Here is a 19,517-nt window from a genome sequence, read left to right as displayed (position 1 = left end):
CTCAGGTCGCCGGCGCGAGGAGGGTCGATTGCCCGCGGAAGGCTTCCACCCGGTTGCGGCCGCCGTGCTTGGCGGCGTATAGCGCAACGTCCGCATTGCCCACCAGGGCTTCCTCGCTGATCGCCGTGCCCTGTTCGGTGGAGGCGACGCCGATGCTCACGGTCAGGTAGCCGCGCTCGGCCCCGGCGTGGGGCAGGTGAAGAGCTTCCACGGCCGCGCGGATGCGCTCGGCGATGGCGCTGGCGGTTTCCAGGTCGGCCCCCGGCATCACCACGGTGAACTCCTCGCCGCCGAATCGGGCGACGAAATCGCAGTGTTCGCGGATGCTGGCACGCATCGCCTCGGCCACCTGGCGGATGCACGTGTCGCCGGCGAGGTGGCCGTAGCTGTCGTTGTAGAGCTTGAAGTGATCGATATCGAGCATCAGTACGCCGAGGTACTCATGGTTGCGCGCGCAGCGGTGCCATTCGCGCCTGAGGGTCTCGTCGAGGTGACGCTTGTTGGCGATGCGGGTCAGGTCATCGGTGCGGCTGAGGATCGCCAGCTCCTGGTTGGCCAGGGCGTACTTGTGCGCCAGCACCTGGTGCTCCCAGGCCAGCTTCAGGGCCTCGTTGAAGCGGATCTGCAGGCGCCGGCCCATCTCGGCGATGAAGGGGCAGACCACCCAGGCGGAGACGGCGAGGTACATCGCCTGGGGTTCCGGGTCTCGCCCGTAGGCGATGCCGAGGAAGAAGAACATCGGCACGTGGAAGGCCAGGTGCGCGGGCCAGTACGAGACGTTGCTCATCGCCACCATCACCGAGGCGAGGGCGATGCAGCCGAAGATCACGTCCTCGTAGGGCGTGCCGTAGCCCATCAGCCAGATGGCGCCGATGCCCCAGGCGAGGCCGACGGCGCCGCACTGGCACATGGTCATGCGTGCCCAGGTCAGCGGCGGGAAGCGTTGCGGGTCGCGGCGCCAGGCGCGCACCAGGGACAGGCGCACGACCATCAGCACCACCAGTACGGCGAGCCAGATGCACAGCCCGCGTATCGGCGCGCTGGCGTGGTAGACGCCGAACACCATGGAGCCGGAGAAGACGTTACCGACCGCAGTCGAGGGGCTGGTGGAGAACAGCGTGGCGACCCGTTCGGCGAGATAGTCCTCGGCCGGGCGCTCGGGAAGGTGGGTCGGCACCGGGCCCGACCCACTGGAAAGATTCATTGCGAAGGCTCCTGGCATGACGGCCTGGCGGCAGGGTGCGCCAGGGGTTCCTTATACCGTCCCGCATCGCCGAGGAGAACAGCGGCCTATCGACTGTCGCCGCTGTCACCGGCGCGTCCCTGCCCAGGCTGCGAAGGAGGCAGGAGCGAAGCGGCACCCGGCGTCGGCCCTGCCCCTGGCCTCCAGCGCGATGGCTTCGCGCTCAGCGCAGTGCCAGGTGCCGGCTGAGCAGGGCGCGCAGGGCGGCGGGCTTGACGGGTTTGGCCAGGTAGTCGAGGCCGGCCGCGTGGACCTCCGCCACCAGCTCGGCACGGGCATCGGCGCTGATCACCACGCCCGGCACCGGGGCGCCGAGGCGGGTGCGCAGCCAGGCCATCAGCTCGGTGCCGGTCTCGCCCTCGTCGAGGTGGTAGTCCACCAGCGCCAGTTGCGGGCGCACGTCCTCGGCCAGCAGGTGTTCGCATTCCAGGCGGTTGCGCGCCGTCCACACCTGGCAGCCCCAGCGCGAGAGCAGGCTGTGCATGCCGGTGAGGATGCTGTCCTCGTTGTCGATGCACAGCACCTGGGTGCCGTCGAGGGCGTGGCCGTTGGTTTCCTTCGGCACTGCCACCGGGGAGGGCGCCGGGGTGCGCGCCAGGGGCACGCTGACGCTGAACACGCTGCCCTTGCCCGGCCAGGAGCGCACTTCCAGGGGGTGGCCGAGCACGCGGCAGAGGCCGTCGGCGATGGCCAGGCCCAGGCCCAGGCCTTTCTCGGCGCGGGTCTGGTGGCTGTCCAGGCGCTTGAACTCTTCGAAGATCACCTTGCGCTTGTCTTCGGGGATGCCGGGGCCGCGGTCCCAGACCTCCAGGCGCAACAGTCCACCCTCGCGACGCACGCCCAGCAGCACATGGCCCTTGGCGTAGCGGAAGGCGTTGGTGAGGAAGTTCTGCAGCACGCGGCGCAACAGTTTCATGTCGCTCTCGATGCGCAGCTTGCTGCCGCTGACGCGGAAATCCACGCCCTGTTCCTGGGCCAGTGCCTTGAATTCGGCGCCGAGGGCGTCGTACAGCGAGGCCAGGGGGAAGGCGGCGCGGTCGGGAGTGATGCGGCCGCTTTCCAGGCGCGAGATGTCCAGGAGATCGGTGATCAGGTCCTCTGCCGAGCGCAACGCGCTGTCGAGGTGGCCCACCAGCTCGCGGGACTCCGTCGGCAGCGCGTCCTGCTGGTGGGCGAGGGCGGCGGAGAACAACCGGGCGGCGTTCAGCGGCTGCATCAGGTCGTGGCTGACGGCGGCGAGGAAGCGCGTCTTCGACTGGTTCGCCGCCTCGGCGGTGCCCTTGGCTTCGATCAGCGCCTGGTTGAGCTGGGACAGTTCGAGGGTGCGGTCGATGACCCGTTGTTCCAGGCCTTCGTTGGCTTCCTTGAGGGCCTTCTCGGCTTCGCGGAACGCGGTGATGTCGGTGAAGCTCATGACGAAGCCGCCACCGGGCATGGGGTTGCCGATCAGCTCGATGACCCGGCCGTTGGGGAACAGCCGCTCGGAGGTGTGGGCGTTGCCCTGGCGCATCCAGAACAGCCGGCGCGAGACGTGGGCCTCGGCATCGCCCGGCCCGCACAGGCCGCGTTCGGCGTTGTAGCGGATGATGTCGGCGATGGGCCGGCCGACGCTGATCAGGCCTTCGGGATAGTCGAACAGCTCCAGGTAGCGGCGGTTCCAGGCGACCAGGCGCAGTGACTGGTCGACCACGCTGATGCCCTGGGTGATGTTCTCGATGGCCCCCTGCAGCAACGCGCGGTTGAACTGCAGCACCTCGGAGGCTTCGTCGACGATGCGCACGACGTCCTCCACCTGCATCTCGCGGCCTTCGATGGCGGCCTTCACCACTGCGCGCGCGGAGGAGGCGCCCAGCACGCCGGCGAGCAGGCGCTCGGTGTGGGTGATCCAGTCCTGGTTGGCGTTCTGCACCGGGTTGAAGCTGGTGCCCTGGCGATAGGCGAAGCGCACGAAGCTCTGCCGTGCGCGCTCCTCGCCGACGAAGCGCGCGGCGAGCATCAGCAGGTCCTCCACCTGCACCGCCAGCAGCGAGCGGTTGCTCGGCCGGGCCGAGACGATCTGGCCGATGAAGCGGCTGGCCTGCCAGTGCTCGGAGACCCGGGTGCGGGAGAACACCGAGACCCAGGCGAACAGCAGCCAGTTGCCGGCCAGCGACAGCACCACGCCCTGGGTCTGCGGGTCGATGGGCAGGTTCAGCGGGTTGGCCATCAGCCCGGCGAGGCCGGGGAAGGCCTCCAGCGGCCAGCCGAGCCCGCGCGCCACCTGCGGCAGCACCAGGGTGTAGGCCCAGAGCAGGGCGCCGGTGGCGAGGCCGGCGAACACGCCGCGGCGGTTGGCCTGCTTCCAGTACAGGGCGCCGGCCATGGCCGGGCCGAGCTGGGCGATGGCGGCGAAGGCTATCTGGCCGATGGTCGCCAGGCTCGCCGTGGAGCCCAGCAGGCGGTAGCTGACATAGCCCAGGAGGATGATCACCACGATGCTGATGCGGCGCACCGAGAGCATCCAGTGGCGGAATACCTCGAAGGGGCGTTCGGCGCTCTGCCGGCGCAGCAGCCAGGGCAGCAGCATGTCGTTGGAGACCATGGTCGAGAGCGCCACGGCCTCGACTATCACCATGCCGGTGGCGGCCGAGGCACCGCCGATGAAGGCCAGCAGGGCGAGGGACGGATGGGCCTCGGCGAGCGGCAGGCTGATGACGAAGGAGTCGGGCATCACGCCGGCGGGCAGCAGCATCTTGCCGGCCAGGGCGATGGGCACCACGAACAGCGCCGCCAGCCCCAGGTAGAGCGGGAACACCCAGCGCGCGGTGCGCAGGTCGCGGGGTTCGATGTTCTCCACCACCGAGACGTGGAACTGCCGGGGCAGGCAGACGAAGGCGATCATCGCCACGCCGGTCTGCACGATCAGGGTCGGCCAGTCCACCGGCTGCAGCCAGAAGCTCTCCAGGTGTGTGGCCTGCATGGCGCGCATGGTCAGGTCGTCGAAGCCGTCGAACAGGCTGAAGCTGACGAAGGTGCCCACCGCGAGGAAGGCCAGCAGCTTGACCAGCGACTCGAACGAGATGGCCAGGACCATGCCCCGGTGGTGCTCGGTGGCGTCGAGGTTGCGGGTGCCGAAGAGAATGGTGAACAGCGCCAGCACCAGGGACACGATGAGCGCCGTGTCCTGGGCGCGGGTGCCGGTGGATTCCGCGCCGGAGCCGACCAGCAGGTTGACGCCGAGGACGATGCCCTTGAGCTGCAGGGCGATGTAGGGCAGCACGCTGACCAGGCAGATCAGCGCCACCACCACCGCCAGGGCCTGGGACTTGCCGTAGCGCGCGGCGATGAAGTCGGCGATGGAGGTGATGTTCTCCTGCTTGCTGATCAGCACCATCTTCTGCAGCACCCAGGGCGCGAAGACCATCAGCAGGATGGGGCCGAGGTAGATCGGCAGGAAGGCCCAGAGCTGGCCGGCGGCCTGGCCGACCGCGCCGAAGAAGGTCCAGCTGGTGCAGTACACCGCCAGCGACAGGCTGTAGACCAGGGCGCGGCCCCTGGGCGGCATCGGCGCGCGGCGGCGGTCGCCGTAGAAGGCGATGGCGAACAGCACGGCCATGTAGAGAAGGGCGACCGCGGCGATCAGCCCGCTGGACAACGACATGCAGACTCCGGAGTGAAGGCGGCGGACGGGGGCGCCCGCCTGTGTCCCGAAGCGGCAGTTTCGCACCAAAGCCGGTTGTCCGTCAGGCGGCTGCGACCAAGGTCGCAGGCGGGGTTGAGCCTCGCCGGCGGGGCTGCTAGCTTGGCAGCCTCGCCGGCGGACCTCCAGGTGTCCGGGCCGGCGCCCTGCAGGGCACTTCCGGGTGCCCGGACGCTCTGATCAGCAGGGGTCTTTCGCCTGAGGAGGCGCAGATGTTCAATCCGCAACCGGTCATCCTGCAGCGCGGCGCCTTGCGCCTCGAGCCGCTGGGGGAGGCCGACATCACCGAACTTTCGGCGCTGGCCGAGGCCAATCGCGATGAGCTGGTCTACATGAGCGGCCCGCTGCGCCCGGACTGGTACCGCCAGGGCCTGGCCGAGCAGCGTGAAGGCCGGGCCGTGGTGTTCGCCATCCGCCTGGGCGATCGCCTGGTGGGTACCAGCCGCTTCGCCGATTTCATGCCCGCGCTGCCGGCCGTGGAGATCGGCTGGACCTGGCTGGCCCGCAGCGAGCACGCCAGCGGCCTCAATGCCTCGATCAAGTACCTGATGCTGCGCCATGCCTTCGAGGAGTGGCAGGTGGTGCGCGTGCAACTGAAGACCGCCGGCAGCAACCTGCGCTCGCAGAAGGCCATCGAGAAACTCGGTGCCCAGCGCGAAGGCGTCCTGCGCAACCATCGCCGCCTGGCGGACGGGCGCCTCGACGACAGCGTGCTCTACAGCATCACCGACCATGAGTGGCCGGCCGTGAAGCAGGCCCTGGAAGCCTCTTTCGGCCAATGAGCGCGGGTGGCGAGCTGACGCGCTTCTGGCAGGCCAGCGCGCTGGGCGGGGTCGAACTCCTGCACGCGCGCTACATCGAGCAGCGTTTCTCGCCCCATGTGCACGAGGGCTACGTCTTCACCGTCCTCGAATCCGGCGCCCAGCGCTTCCGCCACCGCGGCAGCGACCACCTCGCTGCCGTCGGCAGCATGGTGCTGATCAACCCGGACGAGCTGCATACGGGCTCCAAGGCCCACGAGGAAGGGTGGCGCTACCGCGGCTTCTACCCCGACCTGCACCGGGTGACCGAGGTGCTGGACGAACTGGAGATCGCCACCGGCGGCCTGCCCACCTTCGCCGACAGCGTGCTGCACGATCCCGAGGTGACCCGCCGCTTCCTCGACCTGCATCGCCTGCTGGAGTGCAACGCCTCCGCCCTGGAGCAGCAGGTGGCCTGGCGCGAGGCGATCTTGCTGCTGTTCAGCCGCCACGCGTGCATTGGTGCGCCCCGGCCGGCAGGGCAGGAGCCCCATGCCGTGGCGCTGGCCCGCGAGATGCTGGCGGCGCGCCTGGCCTCGCCGCCATCCCTTGAGGAGCTGGCTGCCCTGGTGGGGCTGTCGCCGTTCCATTTCGCCCGGGTGTTCCGCCGGGCCACCGGGTTGCCGCCCCACGCCTGGCTGAAGCAGCGTCGCCTGGAGCAGGCTCGGGCGCTGCTGCGCGAAGGCTGCGCGCCGCTGCCGGTAGCGATGCAGCTGGGCTTCGCCGACCAGAGCCACCTGACCCGCCAGTTCAAGCAGGCTTACGGGGTCGGTCCGGGCGAGTACCGCAGCGCCTGCGCAAGATCGTTCAAGACCGGCTGAGCCCCCGGCTGGCAGAGTGGGGGGACAAGGAGAATCCCATGTCCCGCTCTACAGAATTCGTCCGCGGCGTGCGCGACATCGTGCCGATGCTCATCGGCGCCATGCCCTTCGGCATCATCTACGGCACCCTCGCCGCGGGGGCCGGGCTCGACGCCTGGCAGACCCTCGGCATGTCCCTGCTGGTGTTCGCCGGCTCGGCGCAGTTCATCGCCATCACCCTGCTCAGCGGGGGCGCAGGGGTGGCGGTGGTGCTGCTCACCACGCTGGTGGTGAACCTGCGCCACGCGCTGTACAGCGCCAGCCTGCAACCCTTCGTCAGCCACCTGCCCAAGCGCTGGCGCATGCCCCTGGCCTTCTGGCTCACCGACGAGGCCTTCGCCGTGGTGCAGCATCGCTATGCCGAGGAGGACGAGTCGCCGCTCAAGCACTGGTACTTCCTCGGGGCCGCTCTGGCGATGTACCTGAGTTGGGCGTCCTACACCCTGGTGGGGGTGGTGTTCGGCCAGGCCGTGCCCAATCTCGCGGCCTGGGGGCTGGATTTCGCCATGCTGGCGACCTTCATCGGCATCGTCGTGCCCATGCTGCGCAACCGCCCACAGGTGGCGGCGGCACTGGTGGCCGGGGCCGTGGCGCTGCTGTGCCACGCGCTGCCCTACAAGCTCGGGCTGATGGCGGCGGCGTTGAGCGGCATCGTCGTCGGCGTGGTGCTGGAGCGGCGCTATCGCCTGGGCCAGCTCGAGGAGGTGCTCTGATGGAAACCTGGCTGCTGATCCTCGGCATGACCGCGATCACCTTCGCCATCCGCTACAGCCTCTTCGCCTGGCCGGACCTGCGCTTCCCGCCGCTGGTGCGCCAGGGGCTGCACTACGTGCCGACCGCGGTGCTCACCGCCATCGTGGTGCCCGGCATGGTGATGCCCGACGGCGAGCATGCGGCGCTGGCGCTGGACAACGCCTACCTGCTGGCGGGGCTCGGCTGCATCCTCATCGCTGCCGTCACCCGCCACCTGCTGGCGACCATCCTCGGCGGGTTGCTGCTGTTCTTCGCCTTGCGCTGGGGGCTGGGGCAGCTGCCGATCTGAGGGGAAGAGGGCGCCGCGAAAGGCGCCCTTTTTGCGTGGGGATTCGGCATTTTTCGTCTCAAGGTGTGGCCTGGGGCTGGCCAGTTGCTGTCAAATCAGCGACGTGCCTCGCGCACCGGCTTCACCCCAGCCACTACCAGGTACCAAGGAAGATGAGCCAACATTCGCAATTCGCCCTGCTGGGCACGCGACGTTTCCTGCCGTTCTTCGTGACGCAGCTGCTCGGCGCCTTCAACGACAACATCTTCAAGCAGTCGCTGATCCTCGCCATCCTCTACAAGCTGGCGATCTCCGGCGACAAGACCATCTACGTCAACCTCTGCGCCCTGCTGTTCATCCTGCCGTTCTTCCTCTTCTCCGCCCTGGGCGGGCAGTTCGGCGAGAAGTTCGCCAAGGACTCGCTGATCCGCGCCATCAAGCTGGCCGAAGTGGGGATCATGGCAGTGGGCGCACTGGGCTTCTTCCTCGATAACCTTTGGCTGCTGCTGGCGGCGCTGTTCGCCATGGGCACCCACTCGGCACTGTTCGGCCCGGTGAAGTACTCGATCCTGCCCCAGGCCCTGCGCGAGCAGGAGCTGGTGGGAGGCAACGCGCTGGTGGAGATGGGCACCTTCCTGGCCATCCTCGCGGGCACCATCGGTGCCGGGATCATGATGTCCAGCGAGCGCTACGAGCCGATCGTCGCCGCTGCCATCCTGATCACCGCGTCCCTCGGCTACCTGGCCAGCCGCGGCATTCCCCGCGCGGCGGCGGCGATGCCGGAGCTGAAGCTGGACTGGAACATCTTCAGCCAGTCCTGGGTGATCCTGCGTCTGGGCCTGGGCCAGCGTCCCTCGGTGTCGCGCTCGCTGGTGGGCAACTCCTGGTTCTGGTTCCTCGGCGCCGTGTACCTGACGCAGATCCCGGCCTATTCCAAGGACCTGCTGTTCGGCGACGAGAGCGTGGTCACGCTCATCCTCACGGTGTTCTCGATCGGCATCGCGATGGGCTCGATGCTTTGCGAGCGCCTGTCCGGTGGCAAGGTGGAGGTCGGCCTGGTGCCCTTCGGCTCCATCGGCCTGACCGTCTTCGGCATCCTGCTCTGGTGGCATTCGGGCGGCTTCCCGCAGGCCGCTGCGCCCCATGACTGGCTGGCGGTGATCAGCGTGCCGCAGGCCTGGCTGATCCTCGCCGACATCTTCGGCATCGGCCTGTTCGGCGGCTTCTACATCGTGCCGCTGTACGCGCTGATCCAGTCGCGCACCGCCGAGAACGAGCGGGCGCGTGTGATCGCCGCCAACAACATTCTCAACGCTCTGTTCATGGTGGTCTCGGCCATCGCCTCCATCCTGTTCCTGAGCGTCGCCGGGCTGTCGATCCCGCAGCTGTTCCTGGTGGTGTCGCTGATGAACATCGCGGTGAACAGCTACATCTTCAAGATCGTCCCCGAGTTCAGCATGCGCTTCCTCATCTGGCTGCTGGGCCACTCGATGTACCGCGTCGAGCACAAGGGCCTGGATGCCATCCCGGAGGAGGGCCCGGCGGTGCTGGTGTGCAACCACGTGTCCTTCGTCGACGCGCTGCTGATCGGTGGCGCGGTGCGGCGGCCGGTGCGCTTCGTCATGTACTACAAGATCTACAACCTGCCGGTGCTCAACTTCATCTTTCGTACCGCCGGCACCGTGCCCATCGCCGGGCGCAGCGAGGACCTGCTGGTCTACGACCGCGCCTTCAAGAAGATCGACGAGTACCTGAAGGCCGGTGAAGTGGTGTGCATCTTCCCCGAGGGCAAGCTGACCACGGACGGCGAGATCAACGAGTTCAAGAACGGGGTCGAGCGCATCCTCGAACAGAACCCGGTGCCGGTGATCCCGATGGCGCTGCAGGGGCTGTGGGGCAGCTTCTTCAGCCGTGATCCGGGCAAGGGCCTGTTCAAGCGCTTCTGGTCGCGCATCAACCTGGTGGCCGGCGCGCCGCTGGCGCCGGAGACGGTCGACCGCCTGAGCCTGCAGGCCCAGGTCGCGGCCTTGCGGGGCGACCTGCGCTAGGTCGCATCGCAACGAAAAAGCCCGCCGCAATGGCGGGCTTTTTCATGGGGGCGCGGCTGTGAGTCAGGTGCTGACCTTCAGGCCGATCAGGCCGCAGATGATCAGCGCGACACTGCCCAGGCGCATCAGCGCGACGGATTCGCCGAAGAGGATCACGCCGGCGATCACGGTGCCGACGGCGCCGATACCGGTCCAGATCGCATAGGCGGTGCCCAGCGGCAGGTGCTTCATGGCCATGCCGAGCAGGCCCAGGCTGATGGCCATGGCCAGCACGGTGAGCGCGGTGGGCAGTGGGCGGGTGAAGCCTTCGGTGTATTTCAGGCCGACGGCCCAGCCCACCTCGAACAGGCCGGCGAAGAACAGGATGATCCAGGACATGGTGACCTCCAAAGGTATGACGGATTGGATCGGGGCCGTCCCCGGGATGGTCACTCGATGAGTGGCAGGGCCGTCCCTGCGCTGCGCAGTATTTTGCACATCCTGGCCGCCCGGACAAGTTGTGCGGGACGGGCGGCCTGACAGACGTCAGTCGGCGGGCTTGTCGGATTCATCCTTCATGCGTCGGAATAGGGCGGCGAGCAGGGAGCCCGAGAGGTTGTGCCAGACGCTGAACAACGCGCTGGGTACCGCCGCCAGCGGCGAGAAGTGAGCGCTGGCCAACGCGGCGCCGAGGCCGGAGTTTTGCATGCCGACCTCGATGGCGAGCGTCTTGCGCTGGGCCAGCGGCATACCGAAGAGCTTGCCGGCGAGGTAGCCCAGGGCCAGGCCGAGGCCGTTGTGCAGCACCACCACGGCCATGATCAGAAGGCCGGACTCGGCGATCTTCGCCTGGCTGGCGGCAACCACTGCAGCGACGATGATGACGATGCTCACCACCGAGACAAGGGGCAGCACCTCCACCAGGTGGCGCACGCGGACGCCGAGCAGGCGCTGGGCGATGAGGCCGAGGGCGATGGGCAGCAGCACCACCTGGAGGATCGACATGAACAGTGCGCCGAACTGCACCGGTAGCCAGGCCGAGGCCAGCAGCCAGATCAGCGCCGGGGTGACCAGCGGGGCGAGCAGCGTGGTGACCGCGGTGATGGCGACGGACAGGGCCAGGTCGCCACGGGCGAACCAGGTCATCACGTTGGAGGCGGTGCCGCCGGGGCAGCAGCCCACCAGGATCACGCCAACGGCAACCTCCGGCGGTAGGCGCAACACCTGGCACAGCAGCCAGGCGAGGCCGGGCATGATCAGGAACTGGGCGAGCACGCCGATCAGCACGCGCAGGGGGCGGCGCGCCACCTCGCGGAAGTCTTCGGTCTTCAGGGTCAGGCCCATGCCGAACATGATCAGGCCGAGCAGCGGCACTATCCATTTCGCCAGGGGGAGGAACCAGGCCGGCTGGTAGAAGGCCAGCAGGGCGAACAGCAGGATCCAGAGGGCGAAGGTATTGCCGACGAAGCGGCTCAGGGCGGCCAGTGCGCGCATGCTCGTTCCTTAGGGGAAAAGGCGCCCGGCAGCCGCCGGGCGCGGGGCGGCGTCAGACGCCCTGGGGGATCTCTTCGCCGCCGAGGGCTTCGATCAACTGGGGCAGGAACTCGACGAGGGTCAGCATCATCAGGGTGAAGCTGGCGTCGAGCTGGCTCAGGGAGTCGTCGCCGCCATCCTGCTCGGCCTTCTCCTGCAGCAGGTCTTCGAAGCGCAGGCGCTTGACCACCAGCTTGTCGTCGAGCACGAAGGACAGTTTGTCCTGCCAGGCCAGGGACAGCTGGGTGACCAGCTTGCCGGAAGACAGGTGCAGCTGGATCTCGTCGCTGGTCAGGTCCTGGCGCTTGCAGCGGACCACGCCGCCGTCTTCATCGGTATCGCGCAGCTCGCACTCGTCGAGCACGTAGAAGTCCTTGGCGGCTTCCTGGGTCTTGACCCACTCGGTGAGGGTGGCGGTGGGGGCGATCTTCACCGAGACCGGGCGCACGGGCAGGGAGCCGATGGCCTCGCGCAGGGTGGACAGCAGGTCTTCGGCACGCTTCGGGCTGGAGGCGTCGACCAGGATCAGGCCCTGGGCGGGGGCGATGGCGGCGAAGGTGGCCGACTTGCGGATGAAGGCGCGGGGCAGGAAGGTCTGGACGATTTCGTCCTTGAGCTGGTCGCGCTCCTTCTTGTAGACCTTGCGCATCTGCTCGGCTTCGATCTCGTCGACCTTCTCCTTCAGGGCGTCACGCACCACGCTGCCGGGGAGGATGCGTTCCTCCTTGCGTGCGGCGACCAGCAGGAAGCCTTCACTGACGTGCACGAGGGGCGCATCGGCGCCTTTGCCGAAGGGGGCGACGAAGCCGTAGGTGGTCAGTTCCTGGCTGGCGCAGGGGCGGGCCGGCTTGGTGGCCAGCGCGGCTTCCAGGGCCTCGGCGTCGAAGGGCACATCCTGGGTGAGGCGGTAGACGAGCAGGTTACGGAACCACATGGGGGAATTCTCTCCGGACACAAAGCGCGCATTATTCTCCCCCGGAGCACTCAGGCCAACCCTGCGCTAAGCCTTTGGAACGGCTAGCAAATTTTTTTTCAAAAGGGGCTTGCCAGGGTAGGGATACCTCTCTAGAATGCGCCCCACTTCGAGAGTGAAGGGTGATTAGCTCAGCCGGGAGAGCATCTGCCTTACAAGCAGAGGGTCGGCGGTTCGATCCCGTCATCACCCACCAATCTCGCAGTAACGCGCAGCGGTAGTTCAGTCGGTTAGAATACCGGCCTGTCACGCCGGGGGTCGCGGGTTCGAGTCCCGTCCGCTGCGCCATATACTGAAAGCCCTCAGGTAGCGATACCTGAGGGCTTTTTCTTTGCCCGCTAAAAAGTCCCGTCCCCAACCCTCGCCGCGTTGCGCAAACATGCAGGTATTTCATGCATTTTCCTGGCGGGCAGCGCTGAACTAATTGCCTGCCGATTGATCCTATATGCCCATAGCCACTGGTCGCGGGGGCCTGCTAAGCTCGCGGCTTCATAGAACAAGCCTTCACGGCGGACAGACAAGGAATCAGCATGAAACAACATCGTTTGGCGGCGGCTGTGGCTCTGGTGGGCCTGGTGCTCGCTGGCTGCGATTCGCAGACCAGCGTCGAGCTCAAGACCCCGGCACAGAAAGCCTCCTACGGCATCGGCCTGAACATGGGCAAGAGCCTGGCCCAGGAAGGCATGGATGACCTGGATTCCAAAGCTGTCGCCCAGGGCATCGAAGATGCCATCGGCAAGAAAGAGCAACGCCTGAAGGACGATGAGCTGGTCGAAGCATTCGCCTTCCTGCAGAAGCGTGCCGAAGAGCGCATGGTCAAGATCAACGAGGAATCCGCCAAGGCGGGCAAGAAGTTCCTCGAAGAGAACGGCAAGCGTGAAGGCGTGACCACCACCGCTTCCGGCCTGCAGTACGAAGTCGTGAAGAAGGCCGATGGCGCTCAGCCCAAGGCGACCGATGTGGTGACCGTCCACTACGAAGGCAAGCTGACCGACGGCACCGTCTTCGACAGCTCCATCCAGCGTGGCAGCCCGATCGACCTGCCGGTCAACGGCGTAATCCCGGGCTGGGTCGAAGGCCTGCAACTGATGCATGTCGGCGAGAAGTACAAGCTCTACATCCCGAGCGAGCTGGCCTATGGCGAGCAAAGCCCGAGCCCGGCGATCCCGGCGAACTCCGTCCTGGTGTTCGACCTGGAGCTGATCGGCATCAAGGACCCGGCTGCCGCCCCGCAGCAGTAAGCCGAACGTCCCCTGAAACGCCCCGCCTCGTGCGGGGCGTTTTCATTTGTGCAGCGACATGAATGCCTGCTGCCATACGCAGGTCGCAGGGCGAACCAGGGCCTGACTCATGGGTCTGAACGAAGGTGGCGGACGTGGACGGTGTTACGGTTATGCACATGACCAGGCAGCCACGGGCCTTGTCACTGCGGTGCGCTGTCGCAGGCTCTGGCTGATTTTCAACCAGTTGATTTCGTTGATCTTTTTGGCCTGGCCAAAAAATCGCCGATCTGTAGCAAAGCCAGGTATGACGGGCTTTCGCAGGTTTCGGCAATAATCTGTCAACAAGGTTATCCACAGCTTCTGTGGGTAACCCCCGATAGCCCCGTTCCCATGCGGTTCAACGAGGAGCGACCATGAAAGCCCCCTGGAATCTGGAGCGTTACCTGCCCATTGCACGTCGTTTCCTGGCGCGCGGGCGGCTGCCTGCGCTGCTGCTCGCGGTGACCCGAAAAAGCGCGAGGCAGAGCGGCCGCCTGGGCGCGGTGAAGGAAGACCTGCAGGTGTTACTGGCGCTGTGCGTAGCACGCCTGCGCGGCCATTACCGCGATATCAGTCCGAAGGCGTTTCTCTCGATCGTCGCCGGGCTGGTGTATTTCCTCACGCCCGTTGACGCCATCCCCGACTGGGTGCTGGGCGTCGGCCTGATCGATGACCTGGGCGTTCTCGCCTGGGTGCTGAAGACCTGGAGCGCCGAGCTGGATGCTTTCCGCTCCTGGCGCGATGCACAGATGCCTGATGTGACGGCGTCCCTCGAGCGCATCCCTGCGCGCGAAGAGGCCTTGGAAGACGTGCTCTGAGGCTGGAAAAGCGCGCACGATCACGGTTTTGCTGCGTGCTCACTGATGGCCCCCGGAGGCCGATTCGCCCTGTTAATATGGCGATCTGCAAGGAAAGTGCTGAAGCTGTCGGCACTGCTGTCCACGGGAGTTGCAATGAACGTGCAAGTGATCATGCGTGACGGTGAAGCAGAGTACGCGGTGTTGCCCTGGGCTGATTACCAGGCACTGCTACAGGCTGCCGGACAAGCCACCCAGGCGCCCACCGGCGCCGTCTCCGCCCCTTCGTTCTCGCAGTTGCAGGCGCTGCGTGAGGAGCAGGGGCAAAGCCTTGAACAAGTCGCCCGGGCGGTCGGCATCAGCCCCGTCTACCTGGGCCTGATCGAGAGCGGCGAGCGCGAGCCGGATGCCGCGATCAAGCGTTCGCTGGCACGCGTCCTCGGTGTCGCGGGCTGGGAGGCGGAATCTTGAGCGTGCGCATCAGCCGCCAGCACTGGCAGGCCCTGCTGGGTGAGCTGGAAGATGCCCGCCGGCAGCGCCATCTGCTGACCTACCGCGCCCTGGTGGAGCGCCTCCAACTGCCTACCCCCGCCATGCAGACCCTTACCGCCGCCCTGGAGCACCTTGCCGCACTGGACGCCCGTGCCGAGCGTCCGCTGCGCAGCTCCCTGGTGATCAGCCAGGGGGCCAGCCGCCTGCCGCGTACCGGCTTCTTCGAGTGCGTGGTGCGCCTGGGTCGCTTCTCCGGGCCGCCGGATGGCATCGCCGCGGCGTCCTGGCATGCGGCCGAAGTGGTGCGGGTATTCGAGTTCACCTACCCCGAGGAAACCTGATGCTGCATTGGAAGATGCGCGCTCGCGTCGGCTATCTCGTTGCGCGCTGGCTGCTGCGTTGGCCTGCCTTGGTCAAGCAGCCGCGGGCGTGGAACTGGATGCAGGGTCAGTACGCGCGCATGGCCAATCTGGGGGATGTCGCCGCGCAGAGCTTCTACGGTCATCTCCTGTTGCACCGTGGGCAGGGCTTCGGGGCGCGGGAGGAGGGCATCCGCATGCTGCGCCTGGCGGCCCGCGCCGGTGATGGCAAGTCCTGCTATCAACTCGGGGTGCTGGCGTTGGCAGGTGATACCCGCAACCCGCCCGATGCAGCCGAAGCGGCTTCGTGGTGGGCGCTCGCCGAGTCGGCCGGGCACCCCCTGGCTGCCAAGCGCCTGGCTGATCTCTATCGCGAGGGTGGTCCGGGCCTGGCGCCCGACCCGGCTGCCGCCGAGCGCATGGCCGCCAGCGCTGCGCGCCTGGGCTTCTGATCCCGGCTTGTCCCTCGCGCCGTTTCAGGCCGCATCGATGATGTGCAGGCTATAGCCGGGCACCGCCTTGGCGTGGCGCTTGGCTTCCGAGGCGAGCGCCGCGAGCTGGCTGGCGTCCAGATGGCTGCAGGCTTCGGCGCGCAGGTTGACCACGCCGATCGACAATGACAGCAGCGGAAACTCCTCGCGCTCGCCATGGCGGTTGTGGGCGATGAAGCAGCCGGCCTGCAGGTGGTCGGTGCGGTAGAAACGCCGGCACTGTCCCTGGAAGTCTTCCAGCAGGTGATTGAGCTTGGCGCGCCAGTCTTCCGAACCCAGTACCAGCATGAAGTCGTCGCCGCCGATATGGCCGACGAAGTCCCGTGCCGGGTCGACGCGCTCGTTCAGGCAATGCGCCAGGCACAGCAGCACTTCATCGCCCTTGGCGTAGCCGTAGAGGTCGTTGAAGGGCTTGAAGCTGTCGATGTCCACGTAGCAGATCATCGCCGTACGGCCCTGCTGGAGCAGCCGCGCCAGGCATTGCTGGATGGGAACGTTGCCCGGCAGCAGGGTCAGCGGGTTGGCATGACGGGCCTGCTGGATCTTCATTTCGGTGATCAGCTTGAGTACGTCGATCACTCTTCCCAGGCCCTGGTAACGGCCTTCGGAGACGATGATGAAGTCCTCTTCGATGCGCTGGCGTGCGCGGCTGGTGAGCAGGCGGCTGACCTGTTGCAGCGACTGGCACAGCTCGACGGCGAGGAAGTCGTCGCTCATCAGCCGGCTGATCGGTTTGCGGGCGAACAGGTCGGTGGCGAAGGGCTTGAGCAGGGCATCGGAAAGCAGGTGGCGGTGGACGATGCCCACCGGCTGCTGCTGGGCGTCGAGCACGGCCAGGGAGTTGAGATTGGCCTGGGCACGGAAGGCTTCGAGGACTTCGGCGATCGGGGTGTTCTGGTCCACTGCCGCCTGCTCGTTGAGCAGGGCCTGCAGGTCGGAGCCTTCCTCGGCGAGCGTGCCGCTGCTTTCCAGCTGTGGCAACAACGGGCGGGCGTCGCGGGGAGGTTGTTCCTGGGGGCGGCAGAGCAGGTAGCCCTGCACCAGGTCCAGGCCCATTTCGGCGAGCACGGCCAGTTCTTCCGGCAGCTCGATGCCCTCGGCGATCACCTGGGCGCGGGAAGCCTTGGCCATCTTCAGGATGGAACCGACGAACTCGCGCTTCACCGCGTCCTGGTGGATGCCGTCGATGAAGTGGCGGTCGATCTTCACGTAGTCGGGACGCAGCTCCGACCACAGGCGCAGGCTGGAGTAGCCGGCGCCGAGGTCGTCCAGGGCGATGGAGAAGCCCATGGCGCGGTAGTGGTGCAGGGCGGTGTCGAGCAGGCCGAAGTCTTCGGTCGGGGCGTGCTCGGTCAGCTCGATCACCACCTGGCTCGGCGGGATGCCGAAGGCCTGCAGCAACTGCAGCGTGCGCCCCGGCTGGTGGGCGGGGTCGAGCAGGGATTCAGGGGACACGTTGAGGAACAGCTTGCCGTCGAGCTTGAGCTCGTGGAAGCGCGTACAGGCTCGCTTGCGGCAGGCCATCTCCAGTTCGCTGAGGCGACCCGCGTGGCGCGCGACGGCGAACAGGGTGACGGGGGAGTGCAGGGGGCTGTTCGAAGGGCCCCGGGTGAGGGCCTCGTAGCCGAGGATGCGGCGTTCGGAAAGCGAAATGATCGGCTGGAAAAGGCTGTTCAGGTCGCCGTGAGCGAGGATATGGCCCAGTGCGCTCAACTGCTCGGTGACTGTCATGGTGGCTCTCGTGAATGCGGCTCAAAAGCAAGGGGCCGCATTAGCGGCCCCTGCATTTCACGACGATTTCGTGACGTTCTGATGACGTTCGGTCAGTGCTTGGCCACTGCCGAGTTCAGGCCCAGGTAGTCGAGCAGGATCTGCCCGGTCTCGGTCAGGTAGGCGTCGTCTTCCGGCTTGGTCTTGTCATCGTCCAGCGGCAGCGCGTCCTCGTCTTCCTTCTTCAGTTCCTTCAGCGGTTCCTCGCCCTTGCCCTTGCGACGGCTGTTCTCCATCGCCAGCTGCTTGGACTCGATGTCCGCCTGCTGGGCGCGGCGCTTGGCCTCGTTGAGGGTGATGGTGGTTTCCTTCATCAGCTTCTGGGCCAGGGCCAGGCGCTCGCGGCTGTAGACGAAGTCGGGATTGTGCGCGGTGCGCGAATCGTGACGGGCCTTGAGCTCGGCGAGGAAGGGCTTGAAGGGGTCGACCTCCGGCTTGATCGCCGGGCGGATGCTGTCCCAGGGCATGGCCTCGGGCAGCGCGCTTTCGCCGATTTCCTTGGTGTCGACCACCGAGGGGTACTCGATGTCGGGGATCACGCCCTGGTGCTGGGTGCTCTGGCCGGAGACGCGGTAGAACTTGGCCAGGGTCAGCTTCAGCTCGCCATGGTTGAGCGGCTGGATGGTCTGCACGGTGCCCTTGCCGAAGGTCTGGCCACCGATGATCAGGGCGCGGTGATAGTCCTGCATGGCGCCGGCGAAGATCTCCGAGGCCGAGGCGGACAGGCGGTTGACCAGCACGGCCATCGGGCCCTTGTAGAAGATGCCGGTGTTCTCGTCGGCCAGCACGTCGACGCGGCCGTCGCTATTGCGCACCAGCACGGTCGGGCCCTGGTCGATGAACAGGCCGGTCAGCTCGGTGGCTTCCTGCAGGGAGCCGCCGCCGTTGTTGCGCAGGTCGATCACCACGCCGTCGACCTTCTCCTTCTGCAGTTCGCCGAGGAGTTTCTTCACATCGCGCGTGGTGCTCTTGTACTCGGGGTCGCCGGCACGGAACGCCTTGAAGTCGAGGTAGAAAGCCGGCACTTCGATCACGCCGAGCTTGAAGGCATGGCCGTCATGCTCGAGGTTGAGCACGGATTTCTTCGCGGCCTGCTCTTCGAGCTTCACCGCTTCCCGGGTGATGGACACGATCTTGCTGCTCTGGTCGTTGGGGGCGTTGTTCGCGGGGACCACTTCCAGGCGCACGACCGAGCCTTTCGGGCCGCGGATCAGTTTCACGACCTCATCCAGGCGCCAGCCGATCACGTCGACCATCTCGCCGTTGCCCTGGGCGACGCCGACGATCTTGTCGGCCGGAGCGATCTGCTTGCTCTTCTCGGCAGGGCCGGCGGGGACCAGGCGCACCACCTTCACATGCTCGTTGTCGCTCTGCAGCACCGCGCCGATGCCTTCCAGCGACAGGCTCATGTTGATGTCGAAGTTCTCCGCGTTGTCCGGGGAGAGGTACTGGGTGTGCGGGTCGTAAGTCTGCGCGAAGGCATTGATGTAGGCCTGGAACACGTCCTCGCCACGGGTCTGTTCGAGGCGCGAGAGCTGGTTCTTGTAGCGCTTGACCAGCAGCTCCTGGATCGCCTTCGGCTCCTTGTTGGCGATCTTCAGGCGCAGGACCTCGTCCTTCACGCGCTTGCGCCAGAGGTCATCGAGGGCGGCGCGGTCCTTGGCCCAGGTGGCTTTCTCGCGATCGGTCTCGAGGCTCTCGTCGACGCTGAAGTCGATCTTGTCCACGCCCTTGTCGAGCATGGCCAGGGCGAAGTCCAGGCGCTCCTTGAGGCGGTCCAGATGACGCTTGTAGATGGTGAAGCCCGGGTCCAGGTCGCCGCTCTTGAGGAAGTCGTCGAACTGCGTCTTCCACTGGTTGAATTCGGCGATGTCGCCGGCAGTGAAATACATCTTCGCCGGGTCGAGAAGCTTGAGGTAGCCCTCGTAGATCTTCACCGAGCGCTCATCGTTGAGCGGCGGCTTGTTGTAATGGTGGCGCTTGAGCAGCTCCACCACGTTGAGGCTGGCTATCACCTGCTCACGGTCGGGCTGGATCGAGTCCCAGCTGTCGCTTGCCGAGGTGGTGGACGCATGCAGCGGCAGGACGCTGATGCTGAATACAAACGCAAGGGCGGAGCAGATCAGTGAACGCTTCATGCTGAGTCGACGTCGGGGGAGGTGATAACGCATATTAGGCCGTATTTGAGGGCGCCGGGTTCCATCGGCGCA

17 protein-coding genes and 2 tRNA genes are annotated in these 19,517 nt (G+C 66.7%); 12 read left to right on the top strand and 7 right to left on the bottom strand.

All coding sequences use genetic code 11. The features are described 5' to 3' along the window. Position 1: 1 nt before the first annotated feature. Together WFQ67_RS04455 and WFQ67_RS04450 are read right to left on the bottom strand one after the other, a co-directional pair. Positions 2-1,204: a GGDEF domain-containing protein gene (locus WFQ67_RS04455; RefSeq protein WP_213625831.1), complete on the bottom strand. Its 1,203-nt coding sequence runs from the start codon at positions 1,202-1,204 to the stop codon at positions 2-4. Between the two features lie 202 nt (positions 1,205-1,406). After that, a complete protein-coding gene (locus WFQ67_RS04450) occupies positions 1,407-4,883 on the bottom strand; it encodes a hybrid sensor histidine kinase/response regulator (RefSeq protein WP_337056262.1) in 3,477 nt (1,158 codons plus the stop codon). Positions 4,884-5,134: 251 nt separating this feature from the next. Between WFQ67_RS04450 and WFQ67_RS04445 the strand changes: the two genes are divergently transcribed. From WFQ67_RS04445 to WFQ67_RS04425, 5 genes are all read left to right on the top strand, one after another. Then, on the top strand, positions 5,135-5,704 hold the full coding sequence (locus WFQ67_RS04445) for a GNAT family N-acetyltransferase (protein ID WP_337056261.1): 570 nt from the start codon (positions 5,135-5,137) through the stop codon (positions 5,702-5,704). Beyond that, positions 5,701-6,543, top strand: a complete 843-nt coding sequence (locus tag WFQ67_RS04440) for a helix-turn-helix transcriptional regulator (protein WP_337056260.1) — start codon at positions 5,701-5,703, stop codon at positions 6,541-6,543. The genes WFQ67_RS04445 and WFQ67_RS04440 overlap by 4 nt, the downstream gene beginning before the upstream one ends. Positions 6,544-6,581: 38 nt before the next feature. Beyond that, positions 6,582-7,295, top strand: coding sequence for an AzlC family ABC transporter permease (locus WFQ67_RS04435; RefSeq protein ID WP_337056259.1), 714 nt, complete (start codon positions 6,582-6,584; stop codon positions 7,293-7,295). After that, on the top strand, positions 7,295-7,624 hold the full coding sequence (locus tag WFQ67_RS04430) for an AzlD domain-containing protein (RefSeq protein ID WP_213625826.1): 330 nt from the start codon (positions 7,295-7,297) through the stop codon (positions 7,622-7,624). Before WFQ67_RS04435 ends, WFQ67_RS04430 begins: the two co-directional genes overlap by 1 nt. Before the next feature lie 152 nt (positions 7,625-7,776). After that, positions 7,777-9,651, top strand: coding sequence for an MFS transporter (locus WFQ67_RS04425; RefSeq protein ID WP_173171964.1), 1,875 nt, complete (start codon positions 7,777-7,779; stop codon positions 9,649-9,651). Positions 9,652-9,714: 63 nt separating this feature from the next. Here the strand turns inward: WFQ67_RS04425 and sugE are convergent, their stop codons facing one another. From sugE to rdgC, 3 genes are all read right to left on the bottom strand, one after another. Beyond that, positions 9,715-10,029 (bottom strand): quaternary ammonium compound efflux SMR transporter SugE, encoded by a 315-nt coding sequence (gene sugE, locus WFQ67_RS04420; RefSeq protein ID WP_173171966.1) that lies wholly within the window; start codon positions 10,027-10,029, stop codon positions 9,715-9,717. 147 nt (positions 10,030-10,176) lie between these two features. Further along, positions 10,177-11,124, bottom strand: coding sequence for a bile acid:sodium symporter family protein (locus WFQ67_RS04415; RefSeq protein WP_337056258.1), 948 nt, complete (start codon positions 11,122-11,124; stop codon positions 10,177-10,179). A gap of 52 nt (positions 11,125-11,176) precedes the next feature. Next, a complete protein-coding gene (gene rdgC, locus WFQ67_RS04410; protein WP_173171970.1) occupies positions 11,177-12,097 on the bottom strand; it encodes a recombination-associated protein RdgC in 921 nt (306 codons plus the stop codon). A gap of 159 nt (positions 12,098-12,256) precedes the next feature. On the opposite strand from rdgC, the gene WFQ67_RS04405 reads away from it, so the two are divergent. The 7 genes from WFQ67_RS04405 (at position 12,257) to WFQ67_RS04375 (ending at position 15,498) form a co-directional block, all read left to right on the top strand. Then, a tRNA-Val gene (locus WFQ67_RS04405) sits at positions 12,257-12,332 on the top strand. 15 nt (positions 12,333-12,347) lie between these two features. Then, positions 12,348-12,424 (top strand) — tRNA-Asp (locus WFQ67_RS04400). Between the two features lie 242 nt (positions 12,425-12,666). Next, positions 12,667-13,377 carry an FKBP-type peptidyl-prolyl cis-trans isomerase gene (locus WFQ67_RS04395; RefSeq protein ID WP_111260447.1) on the top strand — a complete coding sequence of 237 codons (711 nt, stop codon included), beginning with the start codon at positions 12,667-12,669 and terminating at the stop codon, positions 13,375-13,377. Positions 13,378-13,772: 395 nt separating this feature from the next. Further along, positions 13,773-14,216 (top strand): YkvA family protein, encoded by a 444-nt coding sequence (locus tag WFQ67_RS04390; protein WP_337056257.1) that lies wholly within the window; start codon positions 13,773-13,775, stop codon positions 14,214-14,216. Between the two features lie 135 nt (positions 14,217-14,351). Then, entirely contained in the window at positions 14,352-14,666 is a 315-nt protein-coding gene (locus WFQ67_RS04385) for a helix-turn-helix domain-containing protein (RefSeq protein ID WP_173171974.1), read from the top strand. Beyond that, entirely contained in the window at positions 14,663-15,028 is a 366-nt protein-coding gene (locus tag WFQ67_RS04380) for a hypothetical protein (RefSeq protein WP_111260450.1), read from the top strand. The genes WFQ67_RS04385 and WFQ67_RS04380 overlap by 4 nt, the downstream gene beginning before the upstream one ends. Continuing rightward, entirely contained in the window at positions 15,028-15,498 is a 471-nt protein-coding gene (locus WFQ67_RS04375) for a sel1 repeat family protein (protein WP_285961040.1), read from the top strand. The genes WFQ67_RS04380 and WFQ67_RS04375 overlap by 1 nt, the downstream gene beginning before the upstream one ends. 24 nt (positions 15,499-15,522) lie before the next feature. Here the strand turns inward: WFQ67_RS04375 and WFQ67_RS04370 are convergent, their stop codons facing one another. Together WFQ67_RS04370 and WFQ67_RS04365 are read right to left on the bottom strand one after the other, a co-directional pair. Then, positions 15,523-17,268, bottom strand: a complete 1,746-nt coding sequence (locus tag WFQ67_RS04370) for a bifunctional diguanylate cyclase/phosphodiesterase (RefSeq protein WP_337056256.1) — start codon at positions 17,266-17,268, stop codon at positions 15,523-15,525. A gap of 92 nt (positions 17,269-17,360) precedes the next feature. After that, positions 17,361-19,445, bottom strand: coding sequence for a carboxy terminal-processing peptidase (locus WFQ67_RS04365; protein WP_111260453.1), 2,085 nt, complete (start codon positions 19,443-19,445; stop codon positions 17,361-17,363). Positions 19,446-19,517 lie beyond the last annotated feature (72 nt).

It is taken from the genome of Pseudomonas sp. USHLN015 (assembly GCF_037153275.1).
Taxonomy (GTDB): domain Bacteria; phylum Pseudomonadota; class Gammaproteobacteria; order Pseudomonadales; family Pseudomonadaceae; genus Metapseudomonas; species Metapseudomonas tohonis.
Note: the sequence above shows the minus strand (reverse complement) of the source record. Positions and strands in the feature narration are given on the sequence as shown.

What these genes read in the sequence shown, in the direction of transcription:
- WFQ67_RS04455 (WP_213625831.1), bottom strand. Translation starts at nt 1,204, where the DNA reads ATGAATCTTTCCAGTGGGTCGGGCCCGGTGCCGACCCACCTTCCCGAG.
- WFQ67_RS04450 (WP_337056262.1), bottom strand. Translation starts at nt 4,883, where the DNA reads ATGTCGTTGTCCAGCGGGCTGATCGCCGCGGTCGCCCTTCTCTACATG.
- WFQ67_RS04445 (WP_337056261.1), top strand. Translation starts at nt 5,135, where the DNA reads ATGTTCAATCCGCAACCGGTCATCCTGCAGCGCGGCGCCTTGCGCCTC.
- WFQ67_RS04440 (WP_337056260.1), top strand. Translation starts at nt 5,701, where the DNA reads ATGAGCGCGGGTGGCGAGCTGACGCGCTTCTGGCAGGCCAGCGCGCTG.
- WFQ67_RS04435 (WP_337056259.1), top strand. Translation starts at nt 6,582, where the DNA reads ATGTCCCGCTCTACAGAATTCGTCCGCGGCGTGCGCGACATCGTGCCG.
- WFQ67_RS04430 (WP_213625826.1), top strand. Translation starts at nt 7,295, where the DNA reads ATGGAAACCTGGCTGCTGATCCTCGGCATGACCGCGATCACCTTCGCC.
- WFQ67_RS04425 (WP_173171964.1), top strand. Translation starts at nt 7,777, where the DNA reads ATGAGCCAACATTCGCAATTCGCCCTGCTGGGCACGCGACGTTTCCTG.
- sugE (WP_173171966.1), bottom strand. Translation starts at nt 10,029, where the DNA reads ATGTCCTGGATCATCCTGTTCTTCGCCGGCCTGTTCGAGGTGGGCTGG.
- WFQ67_RS04415 (WP_337056258.1), bottom strand. Translation starts at nt 11,124, where the DNA reads ATGCGCGCACTGGCCGCCCTGAGCCGCTTCGTCGGCAATACCTTCGCC.
- rdgC (WP_173171970.1), bottom strand. Translation starts at nt 12,097, where the DNA reads ATGTGGTTCCGTAACCTGCTCGTCTACCGCCTCACCCAGGATGTGCCC.
- WFQ67_RS04395 (WP_111260447.1), top strand. Translation starts at nt 12,667, where the DNA reads ATGAAACAACATCGTTTGGCGGCGGCTGTGGCTCTGGTGGGCCTGGTG.
- WFQ67_RS04390 (WP_337056257.1), top strand. Translation starts at nt 13,773, where the DNA reads ATGAAAGCCCCCTGGAATCTGGAGCGTTACCTGCCCATTGCACGTCGT.
- WFQ67_RS04385 (WP_173171974.1), top strand. Translation starts at nt 14,352, where the DNA reads ATGAACGTGCAAGTGATCATGCGTGACGGTGAAGCAGAGTACGCGGTG.
- WFQ67_RS04375 (WP_285961040.1), top strand. Translation starts at nt 15,028, where the DNA reads ATGCTGCATTGGAAGATGCGCGCTCGCGTCGGCTATCTCGTTGCGCGC.
- WFQ67_RS04370 (WP_337056256.1), bottom strand. Translation starts at nt 17,268, where the DNA reads ATGACAGTCACCGAGCAGTTGAGCGCACTGGGCCATATCCTCGCTCAC.
- WFQ67_RS04365 (WP_111260453.1), bottom strand. Translation starts at nt 19,445, where the DNA reads ATGAAGCGTTCACTGATCTGCTCCGCCCTTGCGTTTGTATTCAGCATC.